Origin of the sequence: Streptomyces sp. CA-278952, assembly GCF_028747205.1 — a bacterium.
Taxonomy (GTDB): domain Bacteria; phylum Actinomycetota; class Actinomycetes; order Streptomycetales; family Streptomycetaceae; genus Streptomyces.
Genome location: NZ_CP112880.1, coordinates 6,865,539 through 6,885,257 on the forward strand (window position 1 = coordinate 6,865,539; position 19,719 = coordinate 6,885,257).

Genomic DNA, 19,719 nt, shown 5'->3' on the forward strand with positions numbered 1-19,719 from the left:
AGGGGGCGCGGGCCCTTCGCCGACCGCCGTGCGGGTCAGGCGGCCTTCGCCTTCGTCGCGTACATGTCCACGTACTCCTGGCCGGACAGCCGCATCACCTCGGCCATCACCGAGTCGGTCACCGCCCGCAGCACATAGCGGTCGCGGTCCATGCCCTCGTAGCGCGAGAACTCCATCGGCTCACCGAAGCGCACCGTGACCTTGCCCGGCCGGGGCAGGCCGGCGCCGCCCGGCTGCAGCTTGTCGGTCCCGATCATCGCGAACGGGACCACCGGAGCGCCCGTCATCAGCGTCAGCCGCGCGATGCCCGTACGGCCCCGGTAGAGCCGGCCGTCGGGGGAACGGGTGCCCTCGGGGTAGATGGCGAAGGCCTGCCCCTCCTCCAGCACCCGGCGCCCCGTCATCAGCGCGGCGACCCCGCCCCGGCCGCCGTCCCGGTCCACCGGGATCATGCCGCAGCCGGTGAAGAACCAGGCCATCAGCTTGCCCTTGAGGCCCTTGCCCGTGACGTACTCGTCCTTGCCGATGTAGAACACCGGCCGGTCGCAGCAGATCGGCATGATCATCGAGTCGATGAACGTGAGGTGATTGCCCGCGAGGATCACCGGCCCGGTCCCGGGAATGTTCTCGGCGCCTTCCACCTGCGGGCGGAACATCAGGCGCAGAATCGGTCCGAGCACTGCCTTGATGACCGTGAGACGGGACAACGGTTCCTCCGGTGTCGTGGCCTGGCCGGCCGCGATGGAATGGGTCGTACGGGCGGTGGCCTGTGCCGACGGGTGATGGTCGGTGCAGGTGAGGACGATACTCGCGGGTATGCGCTGATCGCACATCGGGTTCACGAAGCGGATACACGGTGTTGACGTGTGTTTCCGCCATGTTGGCCGAGGAGCCGCCCTCCGGTACACCTCCCAGCCTACGATCGGGCCTCGCTCGACCGGTCCCGGACATCACCAAGCGAGGAGCATTCATGACGGAGCGTGCGCGGAAGACCCCTGGCCGGCGGAGCCTCCTGGGCGCCGCGGTCCTCGGTACCGCGGCCCTGGGCCTGCCCGCCACCGCCCGGGCGGCCGAGCGGGGCCGCGGCCACGGCGGCGGCCACGGATCGCTGCGCGACCTGCCCGTGCCGACGGTGATCGGCCACCGCGGGGCCAGCGGCTACCGCCCCGAGCACACCCTCGGCTCCTACCAGCTGGCCCTCGACATGGGTGCGCACATCATCGAGCAGGACCTCGTGCCGACCAAGGACGGCCACCTCGTCTGCCGCCACGAGAACGACATCACCGCCACCACCGACGTCGCCGACCACCCCGAGTTCGCCGGCCGCAGGACCACCAAGAGCATCGACGGGCTCACCCTGACCGGCTGGTTCACCGAGGACTTCACCCTCGCCGAGCTGAAGACCCTGCGAGCCAAGGAGCGCATCCCGGGCAGCCGCCCGGACAACACCCTCTACGACGGCCGCTGGAGCGTCCCCACCTTCGAGGAGGTGCTGCGCTGGGCGGAGAAGGAGGGCCGCAAGCGCTCCAAGCCGGTCTGGCTGTACGTGGAGACCAAGCACCCCACCTACTTCCGCAAGCTGGGCCTCGGCCTGGAGGAGCCGCTCGCCCGGCTGCTGCGCCGCTACGGGCGGGACCGCCGGAACTCCGCGCTCATCCTCCAGTCCTTCGAGCCCGGCTCCGTCCAGCGCCTCGCGCGCCTCGTCGACACCCCGCGCATCGTCCTGCTCTCCGGCCCGAAGGAGCGCCCCTGGGACTTCGTCGAGTCGGGCGACCCCCGCACCGTCGCCGACCTGGTGACCCCCGCCGGGCTTGCGTGGATGGCCTCCTTCGCCCAGGGCATCGGCCCCACCCTCGATCTCGTCATCCCCAAGGACGCCTCGGGACGGCTCACCACCCCGACCACCCTGGTACGGGACGCGCACGCCAAGGGCCTGCGGCTGCACCCGTACACGCTGCGCAACGAGAACAGCTTCCTGCCCGCCGACTTCCGGCGCGGCACCGACCCCAACGCCTACGGTGACGTGTTCGGCGCCTGCGCCGCCTACCTCGCCACCGGCATCGACGGCATCTTCGCCGACCATCCGGACACGGCGCTGCTCGCGGCGGCGGACCACGCCGGGCGCTGACCCGGTACGGAGGCGGGCGGCTGACGGCGCACCACGCGTACACCGCCGTCAGCCGCCTGCCCCGGCATACCCCGGTCGGGTGGCGCAGCGCCGCCCGGGGCAACCGGCGGCCCTCACGGCACGTCCGCCGGAACATGACGCTTCTCGATCACGACCCCGGCCCGGCAGCTGCCACCGCCCTAGTCGTCCGTGCCTTACAACCCCTGGTGCGCGCGGAGGCGAGGGCCGAGGCCCCGGCCGCCGGGCTCGACCCCGCCGACCTCGAACAGAGCGTCTGGGTGCGGCTGCTGGAGCGCCCGGCCGCCGCCGGACCACCCGCCGACGCGGCCCGCTGGGTGCGCGACACCGTACGGGGCGAGGCCCGCCGCGGACGCCGCGCGGCCCGCAGGGAACGCCCGTACGCCGGAACGGAACCCGCCGCCGGACCGGCCGACTGCCCGGAACGCGCCGCTCTCGGGGCCGCCGAACGCCTGGCGTTGCACTCCGCACTGGCCCGGCTGCCCGGCCGCTGCCCCCGGCTGCTGGAGGCGATGCTCGCCCCCAGCGACCCGACCTACCGGGAAATCGCAGGGGAGTTGGGTATGTCACAGGGGAGCTTGGGTCCGATCCGTTCCCGATGCCTTGGATGTCTGCGCAGAATGCTGGCTGCGGAGGTTGTCGCTCCTTCCGTGCGGGAAGGGAGCGGTAGGCAACCGGCGAACAGGTGAGCGGGAGGCGTGCACACATGGGCATGAGCGTGACCATCTCGGCGGCGACGGCACAGGACGTCGAGCAGATCTTCAGACTTCAGTACCTCTGCTTCCAGCGCGAGGCGGAGCTGTACGACAACTACCGGATCGACCCGCTCGTCCAGAGCCTCGAATCCCTGCGCGCCGAAGTCGCCGACGACCTGGTGTTCGTGGCCAGGCTCGGGGACGAGGTCGTCGGATCGGTCCGAGGGGTCACCGACCCGGACGGCACGGGCCTCATCGGCAAGCTCTGCGTCCACCCCCGGCTCCAGGGCCACGGCCTCGGGGCCAGGCTGCTGCTCGCCGCCGAGTCGGCGCTCTCCGCCGAGCGGGCGGCGACCCGCTTCCGGCTGCACAGCGGACACCGCAGCGAGGGCAATCTGCGGCTCTACCGGCGGGCCGGATACGCCCAGGTCGGGGCCGTCACCGGAGCCGACGGCGTCCGGATGGTCCTGCTGGAGAAGGACGCGGCCGACCGGGACTACGTGGCCAGCGCCTGACCGTGCGCCGCGCGCGGCGGGGCCCGACAGGGCCTAGACCGCGACCGTCTTCGCGCGGCGCAGCCAGATCATCCCGGTGACCGGCAGGATCACCGGGATGAAGAGATAACCCATCCCGAAGTCCGACCACACCGTCGAGTCCGGGAAGGCGGCCGGCTCGACCAGCGTCCACGCGCCGACGACCAGCACACCGAGCAGCTCCGCGGCACAGCACACCAGCGCCGCCCGGCGGGCCTTCTCACCGCCGCGCACCAGCGAGTACGTGATGAAGCCGTACACCAGGGCCGCGACGGCCGAGAGCGCGTAGGCCAGCGGCGCCCGGTCGAAGCCCCTGACCATCTCGACGATCGTCCGCGAGGCCGCCGCGACCGTGAACACCCCGTAGAACCAGACCAGGACCCGGCCGGGACCGGTGCCCAGTTCGAAGGACGGCTTGGGGGCCGTGGCCACCCCGGGGCGGTCGGTGTCGCTCACGTCAGTTTCCCCAGATGTCATAGAGCCGGACCTCCAGAACCGCCAGCACGACCGCACCCGCCGCGACCGTGACCGAACCCCAGCGGGTCCGTTCGGTCAACGACAGGAATCCGGCCGCGGGCACGGCGGCGAACGAACCGATCAGATAGGCGACGAACACCGCCATCCCCTGCTCCGGCCGCTCCCCGCGCGCCAGCTGCACGATGCCCACGACCAACTGGGCCAGCGCCAGCACGGAGACGACCGCCATCCCGATGAAATGCCAGTCCTTCGTCGGCTGGTCCCGGTAGGCGGCATGTCCGCACCAGGCGGCGAGGGCGAGCGCGGTCACGGCGACCGCGACCGTCAGGGCGTCAAGCATGAGTCGAGGGTATTACGGACGGAACGCCCGCCCGCGTGCGGCCCCGGCCACCACGCGGGCGACCACCGCACCGGGGCCCCCATCGTGGCCTTGGCCACAACCGGCGGCAAAGGTTCCGCTCCCAGGCCACCCGCTCACCCCTGACCCCACTCGTGCGAGCACCCTGTCTTCGCAGGTCACAGCCGTGTGCCACGCATCTTCCGACTTAACCGGAAGGTCAGCATCCGGCCATCCAGCACTGTCCGCTATGCGGACAGCCGGGATCGCGGAGACCTCACGTCTGTTTTACTTGGCCCATGACCACGACGAGCAGCCGCACCCTTGCGACCGAGGCGATCAGCACGCCCGGTGCTCGTTGTATGTGTCGAATGCGCGCCTTCTGAGGGCCCCCGCCTGAGCCTCGCGCCCCGAAGCGAGACCGAGCCTGCGCCGTCCGCACCCTGCGGTACGAGCGCGCCCGCGCTGCGCTGCCCCGGCCGACCGCCGCGTACAGCCATGCCGAGACACCCGGCCGACCAGCCCGAGAAGTCTCTTCAGACGAATGCCCCGTGCCCGGCGGACACCGCGCCGCGCACTCGACAGTGACGGAAACCCCTGTGATCACCACGACGGGCCTCACGAAGGTCTACCAGTCGCGCGACCGTGAGGTCACCGCACTCGACGGCGTCGACCTGCACGTCCGCGAAGGCGAGGTGTACGGCGTCATCGGACAGAGCGGCGCCGGCAAGTCCTCCCTGATCCGCTGCGTCAACCTCCTGGAACGCCCCACCTCCGGCACCGTGACGGTGGCCGGCCAGGACCTCACCGCCCTCGCCGGCCGCGGCCGGCGGGCGAGCGCCGAGCTCCGCCGGGCCCGCACCCGCATCGGCATGGTCTTCCAGCACTTCAACCTGCTGGACTCCCGCACCGTGCTGGACAACGTGGAACTGCCGCTGGAGATCCTCGGCGTCTCCGGCCAGGAACGTACCCGCAAGGCCAAGGACCTCCTCGACCTGGTGGGCCTCGCCGACAAGGCGAAGTCCTACCCCGGCCAGCTCTCCGGCGGTCAGAAGCAGCGCGTGGGCATCGCCCGCGCCCTGGCGGGCGACCCCCAGGTGCTGCTCTCGGACGAGGCGACCTCCGCACTCGACCCCGAGACCACCCGCTCCATCCTCCAGCTGCTGCGCGACCTCAACCAGCAGCTCGGCCTGACCGTCCTGCTCATCACCCACGAGATGGACGTCGTCAAGACCGTCTGCGACTCCGCGGCGCTCATGCGGCGCGGCCGGATCGTCGAGTCCGGGACCGTCGCGGAACTCCTCGCCACCCCCGGCTCCGAACTGGCCCACGAGCTGTTCCCGGTCGGCGGGACCGCCTCCGGCCCCGACCGTACGGTCGTCGACGTCACCTTCCAGGGGGAATCGGCCTCCCGGCCGGTCATCTCCCAGCTCTCCCGTACGTACAACATCGACATCTCGATCCTCGGCGCCGCGATGGACACCGTCGGCGGCAAGCAGATCGGCCGGATGCGCATCGAACTGCCCGGCCGCTTCGAGGAGAACGTCGTTCCCATCGGGTTCCTCCGCGAGCAGGGCCTCCAGGCCGAGGTCGTCGAGGACGAGACCGGCCCGAAGGCCGCCACCGCCGTACCGGAGCAGACGTCCGCCGCGCTCACCAAGGAGTCCGCCGCGCTCACCCAGGAGGTCGTCAAATGACCTGGTCCGAAATGCAGCCCCTGCTGACCCAGGGCACCGTCGACACCCTCTACATGGTGCTGTGGTCCGCACTGGTCACCGTCGTCGGCGGACTGCCGCTCGGCATCCTCCTGGTCCTCACCGACAAGGGCGGACTGCTCCAGAACACCCTGGTGAACAAGGTCATCGGCGTGATCGTGAACATCGGCCGCTCCCTGCCGTTCATCATCCTGCTGATCGCCCTGATCCCCTTCACCACCTGGGTCGTCGGCACCTTCATCGGTCCCACCGCGATGATCGTGCCGCTCGCCGTCGGAGCCATCCCGTTCTTCGCCCGGCTCGTCGAGACGGCGATCCGCGAGGTCGACCACGGACTCGTCGAGGCGGTGCAGTCGATGGGCGGCTCCATCCCCACGATCGTCCGCAAGGTGCTCCTCCCCCAGGCCCTGCCCTCGCTCGTCTCGGGTGTCACCACCACCCTCATCGTGCTCATCGGCTACTCCGCGATGGCCGGCGCGGTCGGCGGCGAAGGACTCGGCTCCCAGGCCATCACCAACGGATTCCAGCGCTTCGACAACCGGTTCATGCTGGTCACCGTCGCCCTGCTGGTCGTCATCGTCACGGTGATCCAGCTGATCGGCGACATCGCCGTCCGGCTGCTGGCCCGCCGCGGCCGCACCGCCTCCTGAGGCCCGGCCCCCCCCAAGAACTCTCTGTCCCACCGAGCCCGAACTCCTTGTCCGGGCGCACCACCACAAGAAAGAGGCACTTTTCGTGCGCAAGAACATCAAGATCACCGCGACCGTCGCTTCCGCCGCCGCCCTCGCCCTGGGCCTGAGCGCCTGCGGTACGGCCTCCGACCCGGCCGCCAAGAGCGAGACCGGCTCGAACGCCGACACCTCCAAGGCCCTGGTCGTCGCCGCGTCCCCGACGCCGCACGCCGACATCCTGAACTACGTCAAGAAGAACCTGGCGAAGAAGGAGGGCCTCAACCTGGAGGTCAAGGAGTTCACGGACTACGTCCTGCCGAACACCGCCACCCAGAACGGCCAGGTCGACGCCAACTTCTTCCAGCACAAGCCCTACCTGGACGACTTCAACGCGAAGCAGAAGACCACCATCGTGCCCGTGGTCGACGTCCACCTGGAGCCGCTGGGCCTCTACTCCAAGACGGTCAAGGACCTCGAGGACATCAAGGCCGGCCAGACCGTCGCCGTCCCCAACGACACCACCAACGGCGGCCGAGCCCTCCAGCTGCTCGCCGAGAACGGCCTGATCACCCTCAAGGACGGCGTCGGCACCAGCGCCAAGCTGAGCGACATCACCGACAAGAAGGGCCTGGAGTTCAAGGAGCTGGAGGCCGCCACCGTGCCCCGCGCCCTGGGCGACGTGGACGCCGCCGTCATCAACGGCAACTACGCCATCGAGGCCAAGCTGAAGCCCGGCAAGGACTCCCTCGCCCTGGAGAAGGCCGAGGGCAACCCGTACGCCAACTTCCTGGCGGTCAAGGACGGCAACGAGAAGGACCCGCGCGTCGAGAAGCTCGCGAAGCTCCTCAACTCCGACGAGGTCAAGAAGTTCATCGAGGACACCTACCAGGGCGCGATCGTCCCGGCCTTCGGCACCCCCGCCAAGTCCTGACGCCCACCCGGCACTTGCCGGCGGAGCCCCGCACTTCCCTCCCGGAGGCGCGGGGCTCCGCCGTGCGGCCCCGCCCATGCGCACCACGCCCCCGATGCTGCATGCTGTGCTTTTAACCGGTCTTCGGCATGGAGCTGCGCATGACTACCACCTTTCCGTCCATCTCCATCAGCACGGACAGGTTGGTGATGCACCCCTTCGAGATGGCCGACATCCCCGCGTACATCGAGATGATGAACGACGAGGCGGTCGTCGCGTGGATGGACGGGCCGAACCCGTACACCCAGGTCGACGCCGAACGCTGGGTACGCAGGATCGCTTCTGCTGAGCGCACCGGGGGCCACGGCATCGCCCTCGCCGTCCACGAGTTCCTCACCCAGCGGCTCGTCGGCAGCGTCCGCCTCCTCAACACCGACTGGCGTACCCGCTCCACCGAGGTCCGCTACATCACCGCCCCCTGGGCGCGTGGCGAGGGGTACGCCACCGAATCCGTGCTCGCCATAGCCCAGTGGCTCTTCCGCGACCAGGGCTTCGAACGCATCGAGCTGCGCACCCCCGCCGACAACACCGCCTCCCAGCAGGTCGCCCAGAAGCTCGGCTGCATCAGCGAGGGCGTCCTGCGCAACGCCCGCATCGCCCGCACCCGGACCGAGAACGGCACCGACGGCGGCTGGACCGACATCCGCACCGACCTGATCGTCTGGGGACTCCTCCCCGAAGATCTCGAAGGGGTCGCGGAACAGCTCGCCGACGCCGGCGACTACGGCACGTACAACAACTGGAAGTAGGGCCCGAGCCCCCCGCGAGCCCAAGGCCCGGACCGGGTACTCTCACCCCTGCCCGGCACCGCACGGGCAACGCCCCGCCCCCTTTGACCCTCAGGAGACAGACGACGATGGCCGACCGGGTCACGGTGATCGGCTGGGACGGCTCGCCACTGACCAGAGCGGCCACGGCCGCGCTCTCGGCCGCCACACTCGTCGCCGGCGCCGCCCACCACCTCGCCCTGCCGGAAGTGCCCCCGCGGGCCGAACGCATCCGCCTCGGCAGCGTCGACCTCGCCGCCCGCAGGATCGCGGGACACCGCGGCAGCGCCGTGGTCCTCGCCGACGGCGACCCCGGCTTCTTCGGCGTCGTCCGCACCCTGCGCGCCCGCGAACACGGCCTGGAGGTCGAGGTCGTCCCCGCCGTCTCCGCCGTGGCCACCGCCTTCGCCCGGGCCGGCATGCCCTGGGACGACGCCCAGGTCGTCGTCGCCCACCCCCGCACCCTGCGCCGCGCGGTCAACGTCTGCCGGGCCCACCACAAGGTCGCCGTCCTCACCTCACCGGGCGCCGGACCCGCCGAACTGGCCCTGCTCCTCGACGGCGTCCACCGCACCTTCGTGATCTGCGAGGAACTCGGCACCGCCCGCGAGCGCGTCACCGTCCTCACCTCCGACAAGGCGGCCGACCACGCCTGGCGCGACCCCAACGTCGTCATCGTCATCGGCGGCGGCCCCGAGACCACCGCCGCCGGCGCCTGGATCGCCGGCCGACCGCCCGCCTACCCCCAGGGGATACGGGGCTGGGCCCTGCCCGCCGAGGCCTACCGGGCCGCCGGGGCCGAGCGGATGCAGGAGTCCGGCGAGGGCGAGTTCCCCGGCCTGCGCGCCGCCCAACTGGCCCGCCTCGGCCCCCGCACCGGTGACCTGGTCTGGGACATCGGATCCGGCAGCGGCGCCCTCGCCGTCGAGGCGGCCCGCTTCGGCGCGGCGGTCCTGGCCGTGGACGACGACCCGGCCGCCTGCGCCCGCACCGAGGCCGCCGCCCGCGCCTTCGGCGTCCCCGTCCAGGTCGTCCGCGGCCGCGCCCCGCACGTCCTGGAACGGCTGCCCGAACCGGACGTCGTACGGATCGGCGGCGGGGGAGTCCCGGTGGCCACCGCGGTCGCCGACCGCCGCCCCGAACGCATCGTGACCCACGCCTCGACCCGCGACGAGGCCGAGGCCCTCGGCGGAGCGCTCACCGGCAACGGCTACACGGTCGAATGCTCGCTGCTCCAATCCGTCGACCTGGACACCACGGCCTGGACCGAGCGCGAAAGGTCGGTCGTGTTCCTGCTGTCCGGACGCCGTTCGGACCTCGCCCCCTGACCCGCTCGGCCCGGTGCGGAAGGTAGGCTGGCGGATTGTTGTACCGCACCCGGCCGTTCGTCGCTTCGTTCGTCAATGTCCGGAAAAGTGGACCGCTTTGGTCCGCACTGTGGTACGGCACCACCCGGGGGACGCGCAACGTGGCGCAGTCCACAGTGAGCCGTGGCAGAACAGCCTGTCGCGGCGGCGAACGGCCGCGAGAATAGGAAGCCCCGCGGGCGTTTCGTGCCGCGCGGCGAGCCCGCTCGTTCTTGTTGACGAGCACCGGCGTGCCGTGGTTCGGCGTCCCGGGCGAAGGGCCGAAGGAGCACTGACGATGGGCGAGGGGTACGCATGACTGACACCGGCCAGATCCCGGGCGAGGGACTGCCGGAGAACGCAGGCATGGTGGAGCAGCCGGGCGTCCCCGCCCCGGACGCGTACACCTTCCTCGACCCCTCCGAGCACACTCCCGAGGACGACGACCTTCTGCTGATGCCCACCTCCCAGGGCGCCTGGAGCGACCCGCAGGCCGCCCCGGCCCCCGCGCAGGGCCAGCCCGCCGCGCAGACCGCGGTGGCGCAGCCCGCCGCTCCCGAACAGGGTGCGACCCGGACCCAGGCCCAGCAGCTCCCCGCGCAGCAGGGCCAGGCCGCTCCCGCCGCCCCCGTCGAGACGCACAGCACCCATGAGTCCGGTGGCCGCGACTCCGGCTCCGTGGACCTCAACGGCGTACGCAACCCCGCGCCCGCACCGGTCGGCGCGCACACGGCCGCCGCCCCCGCTCCTGCCCGCCGCCCGCTGCACCGGGGCCCCGCCTCCGCCGAGGCCCCGGCGTACGGGGGTACACAGGGCGGCGTCGTGCGCTCGCTGGCCGACCGGGGTCCCGCCGGGGCCACCCGGACCGCCGCCCCCGCACGCCACGCGGGCCTGCCGACGGCCGGCCCCGAGTACATCGACGTCCCGGCCGAGGATCCCGCGACCCTGCCCGGCCCGCAGCTGGGCGAGATCCCGCCGCAGGCCGGCGCCCCGTGGGGGGCTCAGCCGCCGCAGCCGGAGCCGGAGCAGGTCATCGCGGAGCCGGCGCCGGCCGATACGGCTCAGCAGCCGGAGCAGGTTCGGATGGTCGAGGCCGAGCAGGCGGCGGTCGCGCCCGGAGTGGTCGAGCAGGCCCTGACGGTCGAACAGGCCGAAGCCGTGCCCGAAGCCGTTGTCGAGGCCGAGGAGCCGGTCCAGGAGGTGCCGCCGGTCGAGGCGGCTGAGGCGTTTGAGGCGGTACAGCCGGCCGAGCCGGTGGCGGTTCCGGTGGCCCCGGCGGAGCCCGCACCCGCCCCGGCGGCGGTTTCGGCGGCCCCGGTCGAGCAGCCGGTGCAGCCCGAGCAGCCCGCCGCCGTTGCGCAGCCCGAGCAGGCCCCGCAGGCCGTCCCGGCAGAAACGGTCGTTCCCGAGCCGGCCGCCGTCCAGACGCCCCCCGCCGGTCCCGTCGTCGTCCCGGAGCCCGAGGCGGCCCGGCCGGAGGCTCCGGCAGAGGCACCCGCTCAGGCTCCGGCCGACGAGGTTGCCGCATCCGGGCCGCCGGAGCCGGTGGCGGCGCAGCACGGTGCTGCAGCGGCCCCGGAGCCCGAGGCCCAGGCGGAACCGGTGGAGGCCGCGGCCCCCGAACCCCAGGCCCCGGCCCAGGAAACGCCCGTCGTCGAGCCGGTGGTACAGCCCGAGGCCGCGGTGCCCGAGCAGGAGAGGCCCGACGAGCCGGCCCCCGAGCCGGCCCCGGCGGCAGCAGTGGCCGAGAGCCCGGGCGCCGTCGCTGCTCCGGTAGCCGTTGCGGCCCCGGAGGCGGCTGTCGCCCCGGAAGTGGTTGCGCCGGAGTCGGCGGCCGAGCCGCTCGCCCCCGAGCCCATCGCTGTGGAGCCGGTGGAGCCGGTGGAGGCGATGGAGCCCGTCGGACCGGTGGAGTCGGCCGAGCCCGCGACGGAGGAAGCGGAGGGAGTTGAGGGAACGGAGGCGCAGGAGCCGACGGCCCGGCAACTCCCCGTAACGGAGCGGGAAGCCACCCCGGCCCCTGCTCCCGAGCCCGGCGGCGCACCCGCGGCAGCGGCGGCCGACGTGGCCGTGCCCGAAGCAGCCGAGGACGGCACCGGCCCCGAGGTCATCGAGACACCGGAGCTCCCGGAGCCGCCGGCGCCCGACCACCAGGCACCCGCCGTCGACCACCAGGCACAGGCTGAAGCACCGCAGCCCATCGAAGCACCGCAGCACACCGAGGAACCGCAGCAGCCCGAAGCGGCACAGCAGCTCGAAGAGCCCGCCGAAGCTGCGGAACCCGCCGGACAGGCCGAGCCGTTCACCCCGCCCGCCCCCGGTTACGACGACGCCGAACGGGAAGCGGTCCTGCGGGTCATGCGCGAGCGCCGGGACATCCGCAACGGCTTCCGCAGCGACCCGATTCCGCACGAGGTCCTGCTCCGGGTGCTGGAGGCGGCACACCACGCGCCGAGCGTCGGCCACTCCCAGCCGTGGGACTTCGTCGTCATCCGCTCCGCGGAGACCCGTCGCTCCATGCACGAACTGGCCCAGAGCCAGCGCGACGCCTACGCCAAGTCGCTGCCCAAGGGCCGGGCGAAGCAGTTCAAGGAACTGAAGATCGAGGCGATCCTCGACACCCCGGTCAACATCGTCGTCACCGCCGACCCCACCCGCGGCGGCCGCCACACCCTCGGCCGGCACACCCAGCCGCAGATGGCCCCCTACTCCTCGGCGCTGGCCGTGGAGAACCTGTGGCTGGCGGCCCGCGCCGAGGGCCTCGGCGTCGGCTGGGTCAGCTTCTTCGACGAGCGGGAGATGGTCCGCGCGCTCGGCCTCCCCGAGCACCTGGAGGTCGTGGCCTACCTGTGCGTCGGTTACGTCGACGAGTTCCCCGAGGAGCCCGAGCTGATGCAGGCGGGCTGGTCGAAGCGCCGCCCGCTGTCCTGGGTCGTCCACGAGGAGACGTACGGCCGTCGCGCGCTGCCCGGTGCCGAGCCGCACGACCTGCTCCAGGAGACGATCTCCGCCATCCGCCCGCTGGACGCGAAGGCGCTCGGCGAGTCGTGGGAACGCCAGAAGCGGATGACGAAGCCCGCCGGAGCGCTCGGCATGCTGGAGATCATCTCCGCACAGCTGTCCGGGCTCTCCCGGATGTGCCCGCCGCCGATCCCGGAGCCCGCGGCTGTCGCGATCTTCGCCGGCGACCACGGCGTGCACGCCCAGGGCGTCACCGCCTGGCCGCAGGAGGTCACCGCCCAGATGGTGGCGAACTTCCTGGGCGGCGGAGCCGTCTGCAACGCCTTCGCGGCCCAGGTCGGCGCGGAGGTCTGTGTCGTGGACGTGGGCGTGGCCTCGGACCTGCCGGCGACCCCGGGGCTGCTGCCCCGCAAGGTACGCGCGGGAACGGCGGACTTCACGACGGGCCCCGCACTCTCCAGGGAAGAGGTCCTCGCGGCGATCGAGGTGGGCATCGAGACCGCCCGGGACCTGGTGGCGGCAGGCAACAAGGCCCTGCTCACCGGCGAGATGGGCATCGCCAACACCACCGCGTCGGCGGCCCTGATCTGCGTGTACACGGGGATCGACGCCTCCGAGGTGACCGGCCGGGGGACCGGCATCAACGACGAGATGCACGCCCGCAAGGTCGACGTCGTCCGCCGCGCCCTCGACCTGCACCAGCCGGACCCGGCCGACCCGATCGGTGTTCTCGCGGCGGTCGGCGGCCTGGAGCACGCCGCGATGGCCGGCTTCCTCCTGGGCGGAGCCTCCCTGCGTACGCCGGTGATCCTGGACGGCGTGAGCGCCGGCGCGGCGGCCCTGGTGGCCCGCGCCATCGCCCCCGAGGCACTGGCGGCCTGCATCGCCGGCCACCGCAGCGCGGAGCCCGGCCACGTGGCCGCGCTCAACAAGCTGGGCCTGCGCCCGCTGGTCGACCTCGACCTGCGACTGGGCGAGGGAACCGGCGCGCTGCTGGCGCTCCCGATCGTGCAGAGCGCGGCGCGCGCGATGCACGAAGTGGCGACGTTCGACTCGGCGGGCGTGACGGAGAAGTAGCCGCCCAACCAGCCCTCCGGCGTTCGAGGAGCGGGGTCCGGGGCGGAGCCCCGAATCCAGCCGGTCCGGCGCTCGAGGACGAAGGGGGACCGGGGCGGAGCCCCGGTCCCGGGTAGGGGCGGGGGAGGGGACTGGCCCGCCGCAGGCGCCCCCCACCCCGTATCGTGTCCCCGACCCAGACCTCAGCTTTCCGCACGTCACAGCCGCTCCACCGCCGCAGCGGCCCCTACGCAGCACCCGCACGAGGAGCCCGTACCGCCATGGCCGAGCACGCAGACCACGCCGAGCACGCAGGTCACGCCGACCGCGCAGGTCACGCCGACCACCCCGCGTACCCCGTAGGACTGCGTCTGCACGGCCGCCGCGTCGTGGTCGTCGGCGGCGGCCAGGTCGCGCAGCGCAGGCTGCCGCAGCTCATCGCCACCGGGGCCGTCATCACGCTCGTCTCCCCGTCCGCGACGCCCTCCGTCGAGGCCATGGCGGACGCCGGGGAGATCCGCTGGGAGCGCCGCCGCTACCAGGACGGCGACCTCGCCGACACCTGGTACGCCCTGATCGCCTCCTCCGACACCACGGCCAACGACGCCGCCTCCGCCGAGGCCGAGCGCGCCCGCACCTGGTGCGTCCGGGCCGACGACGCCGAGGCCGCCACCGCCTGGACCCCGGCCACCGGCCGCAGCGAGAACGTGACCGTCGCCGTCCTCACCACCACCTCCCAGGGCCGCGACCCCCGGCACTCCGCCGCCATCCGGGACGCGATCGTCGAAGGCCTGCGCGACGGCACCCTCGCCGCCCCGCACCACCGCACCCGGGCCCCCGGCGTCGCGCTCGTCGGCGGCGGCCCCGGCGACCCGGACCTGATCACGGTGCGCGGCCGCCGCCTCCTCGCCGAGGCCGACGTGGTCATCGCCGACCGCCTCGGCCCCCGCGACCTGCTCGACGAACTCCCGCCGCACGTCGAGGTGATCGACGCCGCGAAGATCCCGTACGGGCGGTTCATGGCCCAGGAGGCGATCAACCAGGCGCTCATCGAGCACGCCAAGGCGGGCAAGTCCGTCGTGCGGCTCAAGGGCGGCGACCCGTTCGTCTTCGGCCGCGGCATGGAAGAGGCCCAGGCGCTGGCCGCCGAGGGCATCCCCTGCACGGTCGTCCCCGGGATCTCCAGCACCATCTCCGTCCCCGGGGCGGCCGGCATCCCGGTCACCCACCGGGGCGTCGCCCATGAGTTCACCGTGGTCAGCGGCCATGTCGCCCCCGAGGACCCGCGCTCGCTCGTCGACTGGGAGGCCATCGCCCGGCTGCGCGGCACCCTCGTCCTGCTGATGGCCGTCGACAAGATCGGCGCCATCGCCGCCGCCCTCATCGCCCACGGCAAGGACCCGGCCACCCCGGTCGCCCTCGTCCAGGAGGGCACCACCGCCGCCCAGCGCCGGGTCGACGCGACCCTCGCGGACGTCGGCGAGCGCGCGGTCGCCGAGGACGTGCGCCCGCCCGCCGTGATCGTCATCGGCGAGGTCGTCGCGGTCGGCCCGCACTCCGCACCGGGGACCGGCCAGGACCGGCCGGGCGACCAGGTGTGAGGTAACCCGCGGTTACCTATCTTCATCCCAGGCGTTGGCACCACACACCGGACAAGGCAGTATCACCCTGTGGCAGAACTCATCACCGTCGACGACCCCGACGACCCGCGGCTGAGCGACTACACCGGCCTGACCGACGTCGAGTTGCGACGACGACGCGAACCCGCCGAAGGCCTCTTCATCGCCGAGGGCGAGAAGGTGATCCGCCGCGCCCGGCAGACCGGGTACGAGATGCGGTCGATGCTGCTCTCGGCCAAGTGGGTCGACGTCATGCGCGACGTCATCGACGAGGTCCCGGCCCCGGTGTACGCCGTCGCGCCCGAACTGGCCGAACGCGTCACCGGCTACCACGTCCACCGCGGTGCGCTCGCCTCCATGCAGCGCAAGCCGCTGCCCGCCTCCGACGAGCTGCTCGCCACGGCGCACCGGGTGGTGATCATGGAATCGGTGAACGACCACACCAACATCGGCGCCATCTTCCGCAGCGCGGCGGCCCTGGGCATGGACGCGGTCCTGCTCTCCCCGGACTGCGCCGACCCGCTCTACCGGCGCTCCGTCAAGGTCTCCATGGGCGCGGTCTTCTCCGTCCCCTACGCCCGGCTCGAAGCCTGGCCCAAGGCGCTGGACGGCGTACGGGAGGCCGGCTTCCGGCTCCTCGCCCTCACCCCGGACGCCAAGGCCACCAGCATCGACGAGGCGGCCCCGCACCGACTGGACCGGGTGGCGCTGATGCTCGGCGCGGAGGGCGACGGGCTGTCCACGCAGGCCCTGATGGCCGCCGACGCATGGGTCCGCATCCCGATGGCGCACGGCGTCGACTCACTGAACGTGGGCGCGGCGGCGGCCGTCGCCTTCTACGCGGTGGCCACGGGACGCCCGGAGAGCTGAGCACGGCCGGCCGGCCTGTCCCGGCGTCAGGAACCGGCCCCGGCCGGTCCCGCGTCAGGACGACTGCGGCGGCTCCTGCACGACCTGTGCCGGCGTCTGCGGCGTCCGAGACTGCTGCTCGGTCCCGGTCCCGGCCCCGGTCCCGCCGCCCAGCCCGCGCGCCGGCCCCTGGCAGCCCTGCGCCGCCGCGATGCCCAGCGCCACCAGCAGCGTCACCACGACGAACACCACCAGCCGCTGGCGCAGCAGCCGCGGATTGGCCGGACGCCGCCCCGCCGAGGTCGTGCGCCCCCCGGAGCGGGTCCCCGGCCGGCCGTTCGTCCCGGCCGGGGGGCCCTGCCGCTTCCCGGAACGCGTCGTGTCACGCGAAGTCTGCTGCGGGCGCGAGCCACCGGTGCGCGGCGGCCCCGAACGCGCGGGCGCGCCGCGCCTGCCCGGCTGGGGGCGGGAGGCGGACGGGCCCTCCGAGCGGCGGGTGTGCTGATCGGCGTACGGGTCGGCCATCCGGCCGGTCGGCCGGTCGGCCTCCTGGGCCGAACGCTGGGCGGGCGGCCGGCTCTCGTGCAGCCCCTGCGCCTCGCGCGCCGCGATCTCCTTGAGCCGCATGGACAGTTGCAGCGTGCTGGGCCGCTCCTCCGGGTCCTTCGCCAGACAGGCGCTGATCAGCGGGGCCAACGCGTCGTGCACCCCGTGGAGCTGCGCCTCCTCGTGCACGACGCGGTACAGCATCACCTCGGAACTGCCGTGCCCGAAGGGGGAGTCGGCCATCGCCGCGTACGCCAGCGTCGCGCCGAGCGAGAAGACGTCCGTCGCGGGCGTCACGGCCGCGCCCCGGACCTGCTCGGGCGCGAGGAACCCGGGCGACCCCACCGCCGTACCGACATGGGTGAGCGTGCTCGCCCCGGTCGCCCAGGCGATGCCGAAGTCGATGATGCGGGGGCCCTTGGGGGAGAGGAGGATGTTCGACGGCTTCAGATCGCGGTGGACCACCCCCGCCTCGTGCACCGCCACCAGACCCTCGGAGAGCGCGGCCCCGATCGAGGCGACCTCGGCGGCGGCCAGCGGGCCCTCCTCGGCGACCTTGTCGTGCAGCGAGGGGCCGGGCACATACTGCGTCGCGAACCACGGGCGGTCCGCCTCCAGATCGGCGGCGACCAGCCGGGCCGTGCAGCCGCCGCGGATCCGCCGGGCGGCCGACACCTCGCGCGCGAACCGCGAACGGAACTCCTGATCCTCCGCCAGGTCGGGCCGGATCACCTTGAGCGCCACCCGCTGGCCGCGCCGGTCGGAGCCGAGGTAGACGACGCCCATGCCGCCCGCGCCGAGCCGTCGGTGCAGCCGGAACGAGCCGACGAGACGCGGGTCCTCGCGCCGGAGCCGCATCATCGCCATCGTCTGCCCATCCCCGCTGCCTGGTCCGCCTGACGAGGCACAGCTTACGTACCCCGCGCCCGACGCGCTCAGAGGCCGCGCCCTCACGGGGGATTCGATTGTCCGTGCCGGACGGGAGAGGTGAAGAGGGGGCAGGGGGCGGCGGATCCGGGCCCCTCGGCCGGCCGGTCCGCTCAAAGGGCCGTCGGGCAAGGGGGATTGGATCATCACGGGAACCCCGCCGCGCGGCCGTCACGGAGGCTGTGAACACCGCCCGGGCCTACGGGGTGGGGCTGCCCCTCAGGGTGCCCGGCGCCGGGGCGGCAGCCCGCCGGGGTGATGGGCGTGAGTGAAGTCACCCGGCGCACACGCCCCCGGGGCAGGCCGACCGGTACCGGTCGGTGTGCCGGACGGGCCCGGGCGTCCCCTCCGGGATGACCCCAACCTCCGGTGGTCCGTCTCCACCCAGGGGAGTACGCCGGTCGACCACGGCTCATCCTCCGGGAGGCCCGGGATTAGGTACGCGGGCATGACGCCCTGTGCTCGCCGGTTACCTAAAGTTGAGGTCAAGCGGCGGGCGCAGCACTCGTCCCCCGAGGTCACACGCCCGCCGCTCCCCATCAGGTCAGGAGAGGAACCATGTCGGACACGGCAACACGGACCATGGTCCGTACGCAGGGACGCAGGGCGTACGCCGCGTTCGGCACCCGTTCGTCCGGCACCCGTCACCCCTTGGTGGCGACGGCGATGGTCCTTCCCCTGGCGGCCCTGCTCGCGGTCGTCTTCGGCGGCTGGGAAGCGGTGGTCACACAGGCGTCGTCCGTGGCGGTGATGCTGGGGCGCTGAGCGGCGCCCGGGGTCCGGAAGAGCGGTCCGGACCCGCACATCCGGCCAACAGCCCCGTGGGGACGGGGGTGCGGCGGACGGCAGCGTTTGTCCGGTCAGCTGGGGAGCTGACCGGGCATCGCGCTGTCCGGGCCCGTCTGTGTTTCTCCGCCGGGCCGACGCACACAGCACCAACCACCCCGGGACGTGTTCCGGCGCTCCAGCCCCGAAGGGGTGTGTCCCACGGAGCTCCGGCCCGGGCAGCGGCTTCCGGACCGGGTCGGCCCCCGGGCGGGCTCGCGCGTTACGCTCACGGCGGGGCCGGTGCCACGGCCGGGCCGACCGCCGCCGGGGGAGCCGTTGACCACCACTCAGACCTCAGTCGTCCATGACCTGGGCACCCTCGCGCACGGTCTCTCCCACCCCGCCGGGGCGCGTTGCGTGTGCGAGCCGCCGCAGGTCCTCGCGGACCGGCCCGACGGCACGGTCGTCCGCAGCGGCGCGATCGTCGCGAAGGCCCACGCGGCCGACACCGACCGCGAGGCGCTGGCGGCCCGTATCGCCCTGGCCGCCGCCCCGCAGCTCACCGGAATCCTGCTCCCGCCGCTCACCGTCCCGGGACACCCGGAGCCCTCCGGGCACTCCGCTCCCGCCCCGCGTCCGGTCACCCTGTGGCCGCTCGGCGCGCCCGTCGACCCCACCGACCCCGACGCGGCCCCCTGGGCCGAGGCCGCGGTGCTGCTCGCCCGCCTCCACCGGACGGAGCCACCGTTCCGGCTCCCGCCGATGCGCGGACCGGCCAAGGCCGCGCGGGCCGTCGCCAGGATGTCCGCCGCCCTTCCCGGCGACCCGGCCGTCCTGCCCGTGCTGGCCGGGTGGCGGTCCCTGCCCGCCTGGGCCCGGGGCGAGGCCCCGGCACCCGCCCGGAGGGCCGGCTTCCTGTGCCACGGGGACCTCCACCTCGGCCAGCTCGTACGCCACCCCGCTCCGGACGGGCCCTGGCTGCTCATCGACGTGGACGACGCGGGGGCGGGCGATCCGGCCTGGGACCTCGGCCGGCCCGCCGCCTGGTACGCGGCCGGACTCCTGGCCTCCGAGGACTGGTCCGCCTTCCTGGACGCCTACCGGTCCGCCGGGGGACCGGCGGTGCCCGCCGACGGGGACCCCTGGCCCGCACTGGACGTCCCGGCCCGCGCGCTGACGGTGCAGACGGCGGCGCTCGCTCTGGCCAAGTGCGCCGCGGAGCAACGGGATCCGGACGAGCTCGAACAGCTGATGATCGAATCCTGTGCCCGAATCGCTACGTTGCCGCCCGAGTTGGCCGCCGACCACGCGTCGTAGGGTGAACGGACCGCCGCCG

The 19,719-nt window shown here is 73.3% G+C and carries 17 protein-coding genes; 13 read left to right on the forward strand and 4 right to left on the reverse strand.

Translation table 11 applies throughout. The features are described 5' to 3' along the window. Positions 1 to 35: 35 nt before the first annotated feature. Positions 36 to 707, reverse strand: a complete 672-nt coding sequence (locus N7925_RS30470; protein ID WP_265604059.1) for a lysophospholipid acyltransferase family protein — start codon at positions 705 to 707, stop codon at positions 36 to 38. 263 nt (positions 708 to 970) lie between these two features. On the opposite strand from N7925_RS30470, the gene N7925_RS30475 reads away from it, so the two are divergent. The 3 genes from N7925_RS30475 (at position 971) to N7925_RS30485 (ending at position 3,356) form a co-directional block, all read left to right on the forward strand. Continuing rightward, complete coding sequence (locus N7925_RS30475; protein ID WP_274345770.1) at positions 971 to 2,128, forward strand: glycerophosphodiester phosphodiesterase; 1,158 nt, start codon at positions 971 to 973, stop codon at positions 2,126 to 2,128. Between the two features lie 134 nt (positions 2,129 to 2,262). Further along, positions 2,263 to 2,835, forward strand: coding sequence for a sigma-70 family RNA polymerase sigma factor (locus tag N7925_RS30480; RefSeq protein ID WP_274345771.1), 573 nt, complete (start codon positions 2,263 to 2,265; stop codon positions 2,833 to 2,835). Between the two features lie 17 nt (positions 2,836 to 2,852). Next, positions 2,853 to 3,356: a GNAT family N-acetyltransferase gene (locus N7925_RS30485; RefSeq protein WP_265602699.1), complete on the forward strand. Its 504-nt coding sequence runs from the start codon at positions 2,853 to 2,855 to the stop codon at positions 3,354 to 3,356. 33 nt (positions 3,357 to 3,389) lie between these two features. Here N7925_RS30485 and N7925_RS30490 read toward each other — a convergent pair whose 3' ends face one another. Both N7925_RS30490 and N7925_RS30495 read right to left on the reverse strand, forming a co-directional pair. Further along, the gene (locus N7925_RS30490) at positions 3,390 to 3,830 is read right to left on the reverse strand and encodes a hypothetical protein (RefSeq protein WP_265602700.1); all 441 of its coding nucleotides are present in this window, start codon (positions 3,828 to 3,830) and stop codon (positions 3,390 to 3,392) included. 1 nt (position 3,831) lies between these two features. Beyond that, positions 3,832 to 4,191 (reverse strand): hypothetical protein, encoded by a 360-nt coding sequence (locus N7925_RS30495; RefSeq protein ID WP_265602701.1) that lies wholly within the window; start codon positions 4,189 to 4,191, stop codon positions 3,832 to 3,834. A gap of 596 nt (positions 4,192 to 4,787) precedes the next feature. Here N7925_RS30495 and N7925_RS30500 point away from each other — a divergent pair. The 8 genes from N7925_RS30500 to N7925_RS30535 all read left to right on the forward strand — a co-directional run bounded on the left by N7925_RS30500 (position 4,788) and on the right by N7925_RS30535 (position 16,163). Continuing rightward, positions 4,788 to 5,885: a methionine ABC transporter ATP-binding protein gene (locus N7925_RS30500; RefSeq protein WP_274345772.1), complete on the forward strand. Its 1,098-nt coding sequence runs from the start codon at positions 4,788 to 4,790 to the stop codon at positions 5,883 to 5,885. Further along, positions 5,882 to 6,553: a methionine ABC transporter permease gene (locus N7925_RS30505; protein WP_274345773.1), complete on the forward strand. Its 672-nt coding sequence runs from the start codon at positions 5,882 to 5,884 to the stop codon at positions 6,551 to 6,553. The genes N7925_RS30500 and N7925_RS30505 overlap by 4 nt, the downstream gene beginning before the upstream one ends. An 85-nt stretch (positions 6,554 to 6,638) precedes the next feature. Then, positions 6,639 to 7,505, forward strand: a complete 867-nt coding sequence (locus N7925_RS30510) for a MetQ/NlpA family ABC transporter substrate-binding protein (protein ID WP_265602703.1) — start codon at positions 6,639 to 6,641, stop codon at positions 7,503 to 7,505. A gap of 140 nt (positions 7,506 to 7,645) precedes the next feature. After that, on the forward strand, positions 7,646 to 8,293 hold the full coding sequence (locus N7925_RS30515) for a GNAT family N-acetyltransferase (protein ID WP_265602704.1): 648 nt from the start codon (positions 7,646 to 7,648) through the stop codon (positions 8,291 to 8,293). A gap of 107 nt (positions 8,294 to 8,400) precedes the next feature. Further along, the gene (gene cbiE, locus N7925_RS30520) at positions 8,401 to 9,639 is read left to right on the forward strand and encodes a precorrin-6y C5,15-methyltransferase (decarboxylating) subunit CbiE (protein ID WP_274345774.1); all 1,239 of its coding nucleotides are present in this window, start codon (positions 8,401 to 8,403) and stop codon (positions 9,637 to 9,639) included. 333 nt (positions 9,640 to 9,972) lie between these two features. After that, complete coding sequence (gene cobT, locus N7925_RS30525) at positions 9,973 to 13,695, forward strand: nicotinate-nucleotide--dimethylbenzimidazole phosphoribosyltransferase (protein WP_274345775.1); 3,723 nt, start codon at positions 9,973 to 9,975, stop codon at positions 13,693 to 13,695. Positions 13,696 to 13,955: 260 nt separating this feature from the next. Next, a complete protein-coding gene (gene cobA, locus N7925_RS30530) occupies positions 13,956 to 15,275 on the forward strand; it encodes a uroporphyrinogen-III C-methyltransferase (RefSeq protein WP_265602705.1) in 1,320 nt (439 codons plus the stop codon). A gap of 69 nt (positions 15,276 to 15,344) precedes the next feature. After that, positions 15,345 to 16,163, forward strand: coding sequence for a TrmH family RNA methyltransferase (locus N7925_RS30535; RefSeq protein WP_265602706.1), 819 nt, complete (start codon positions 15,345 to 15,347; stop codon positions 16,161 to 16,163). A gap of 54 nt (positions 16,164 to 16,217) precedes the next feature. Here N7925_RS30535 and N7925_RS30540 read toward each other — a convergent pair whose 3' ends face one another. After that, on the reverse strand, positions 16,218 to 17,555 hold the full coding sequence (locus N7925_RS30540; protein ID WP_274345776.1) for a serine/threonine protein kinase: 1,338 nt from the start codon (positions 17,553 to 17,555) through the stop codon (positions 16,218 to 16,220). Between the two features lie 618 nt (positions 17,556 to 18,173). On the opposite strand from N7925_RS30540, the gene N7925_RS30545 reads away from it, so the two are divergent. Beyond that, on the forward strand, positions 18,174 to 18,380 hold the full coding sequence (locus N7925_RS30545; RefSeq protein WP_018959421.1) for a hypothetical protein: 207 nt from the start codon (positions 18,174 to 18,176) through the stop codon (positions 18,378 to 18,380). Positions 18,381 to 18,719: 339 nt separating this feature from the next. Next, positions 18,720 to 19,700 carry a phosphotransferase family protein gene (locus tag N7925_RS30550; RefSeq protein ID WP_265602708.1) on the forward strand — a complete coding sequence of 327 codons (981 nt, stop codon included), beginning with the start codon at positions 18,720 to 18,722 and terminating at the stop codon, positions 19,698 to 19,700. The last annotated feature ends 19 nt before the right edge of the window (positions 19,701 to 19,719 follow it).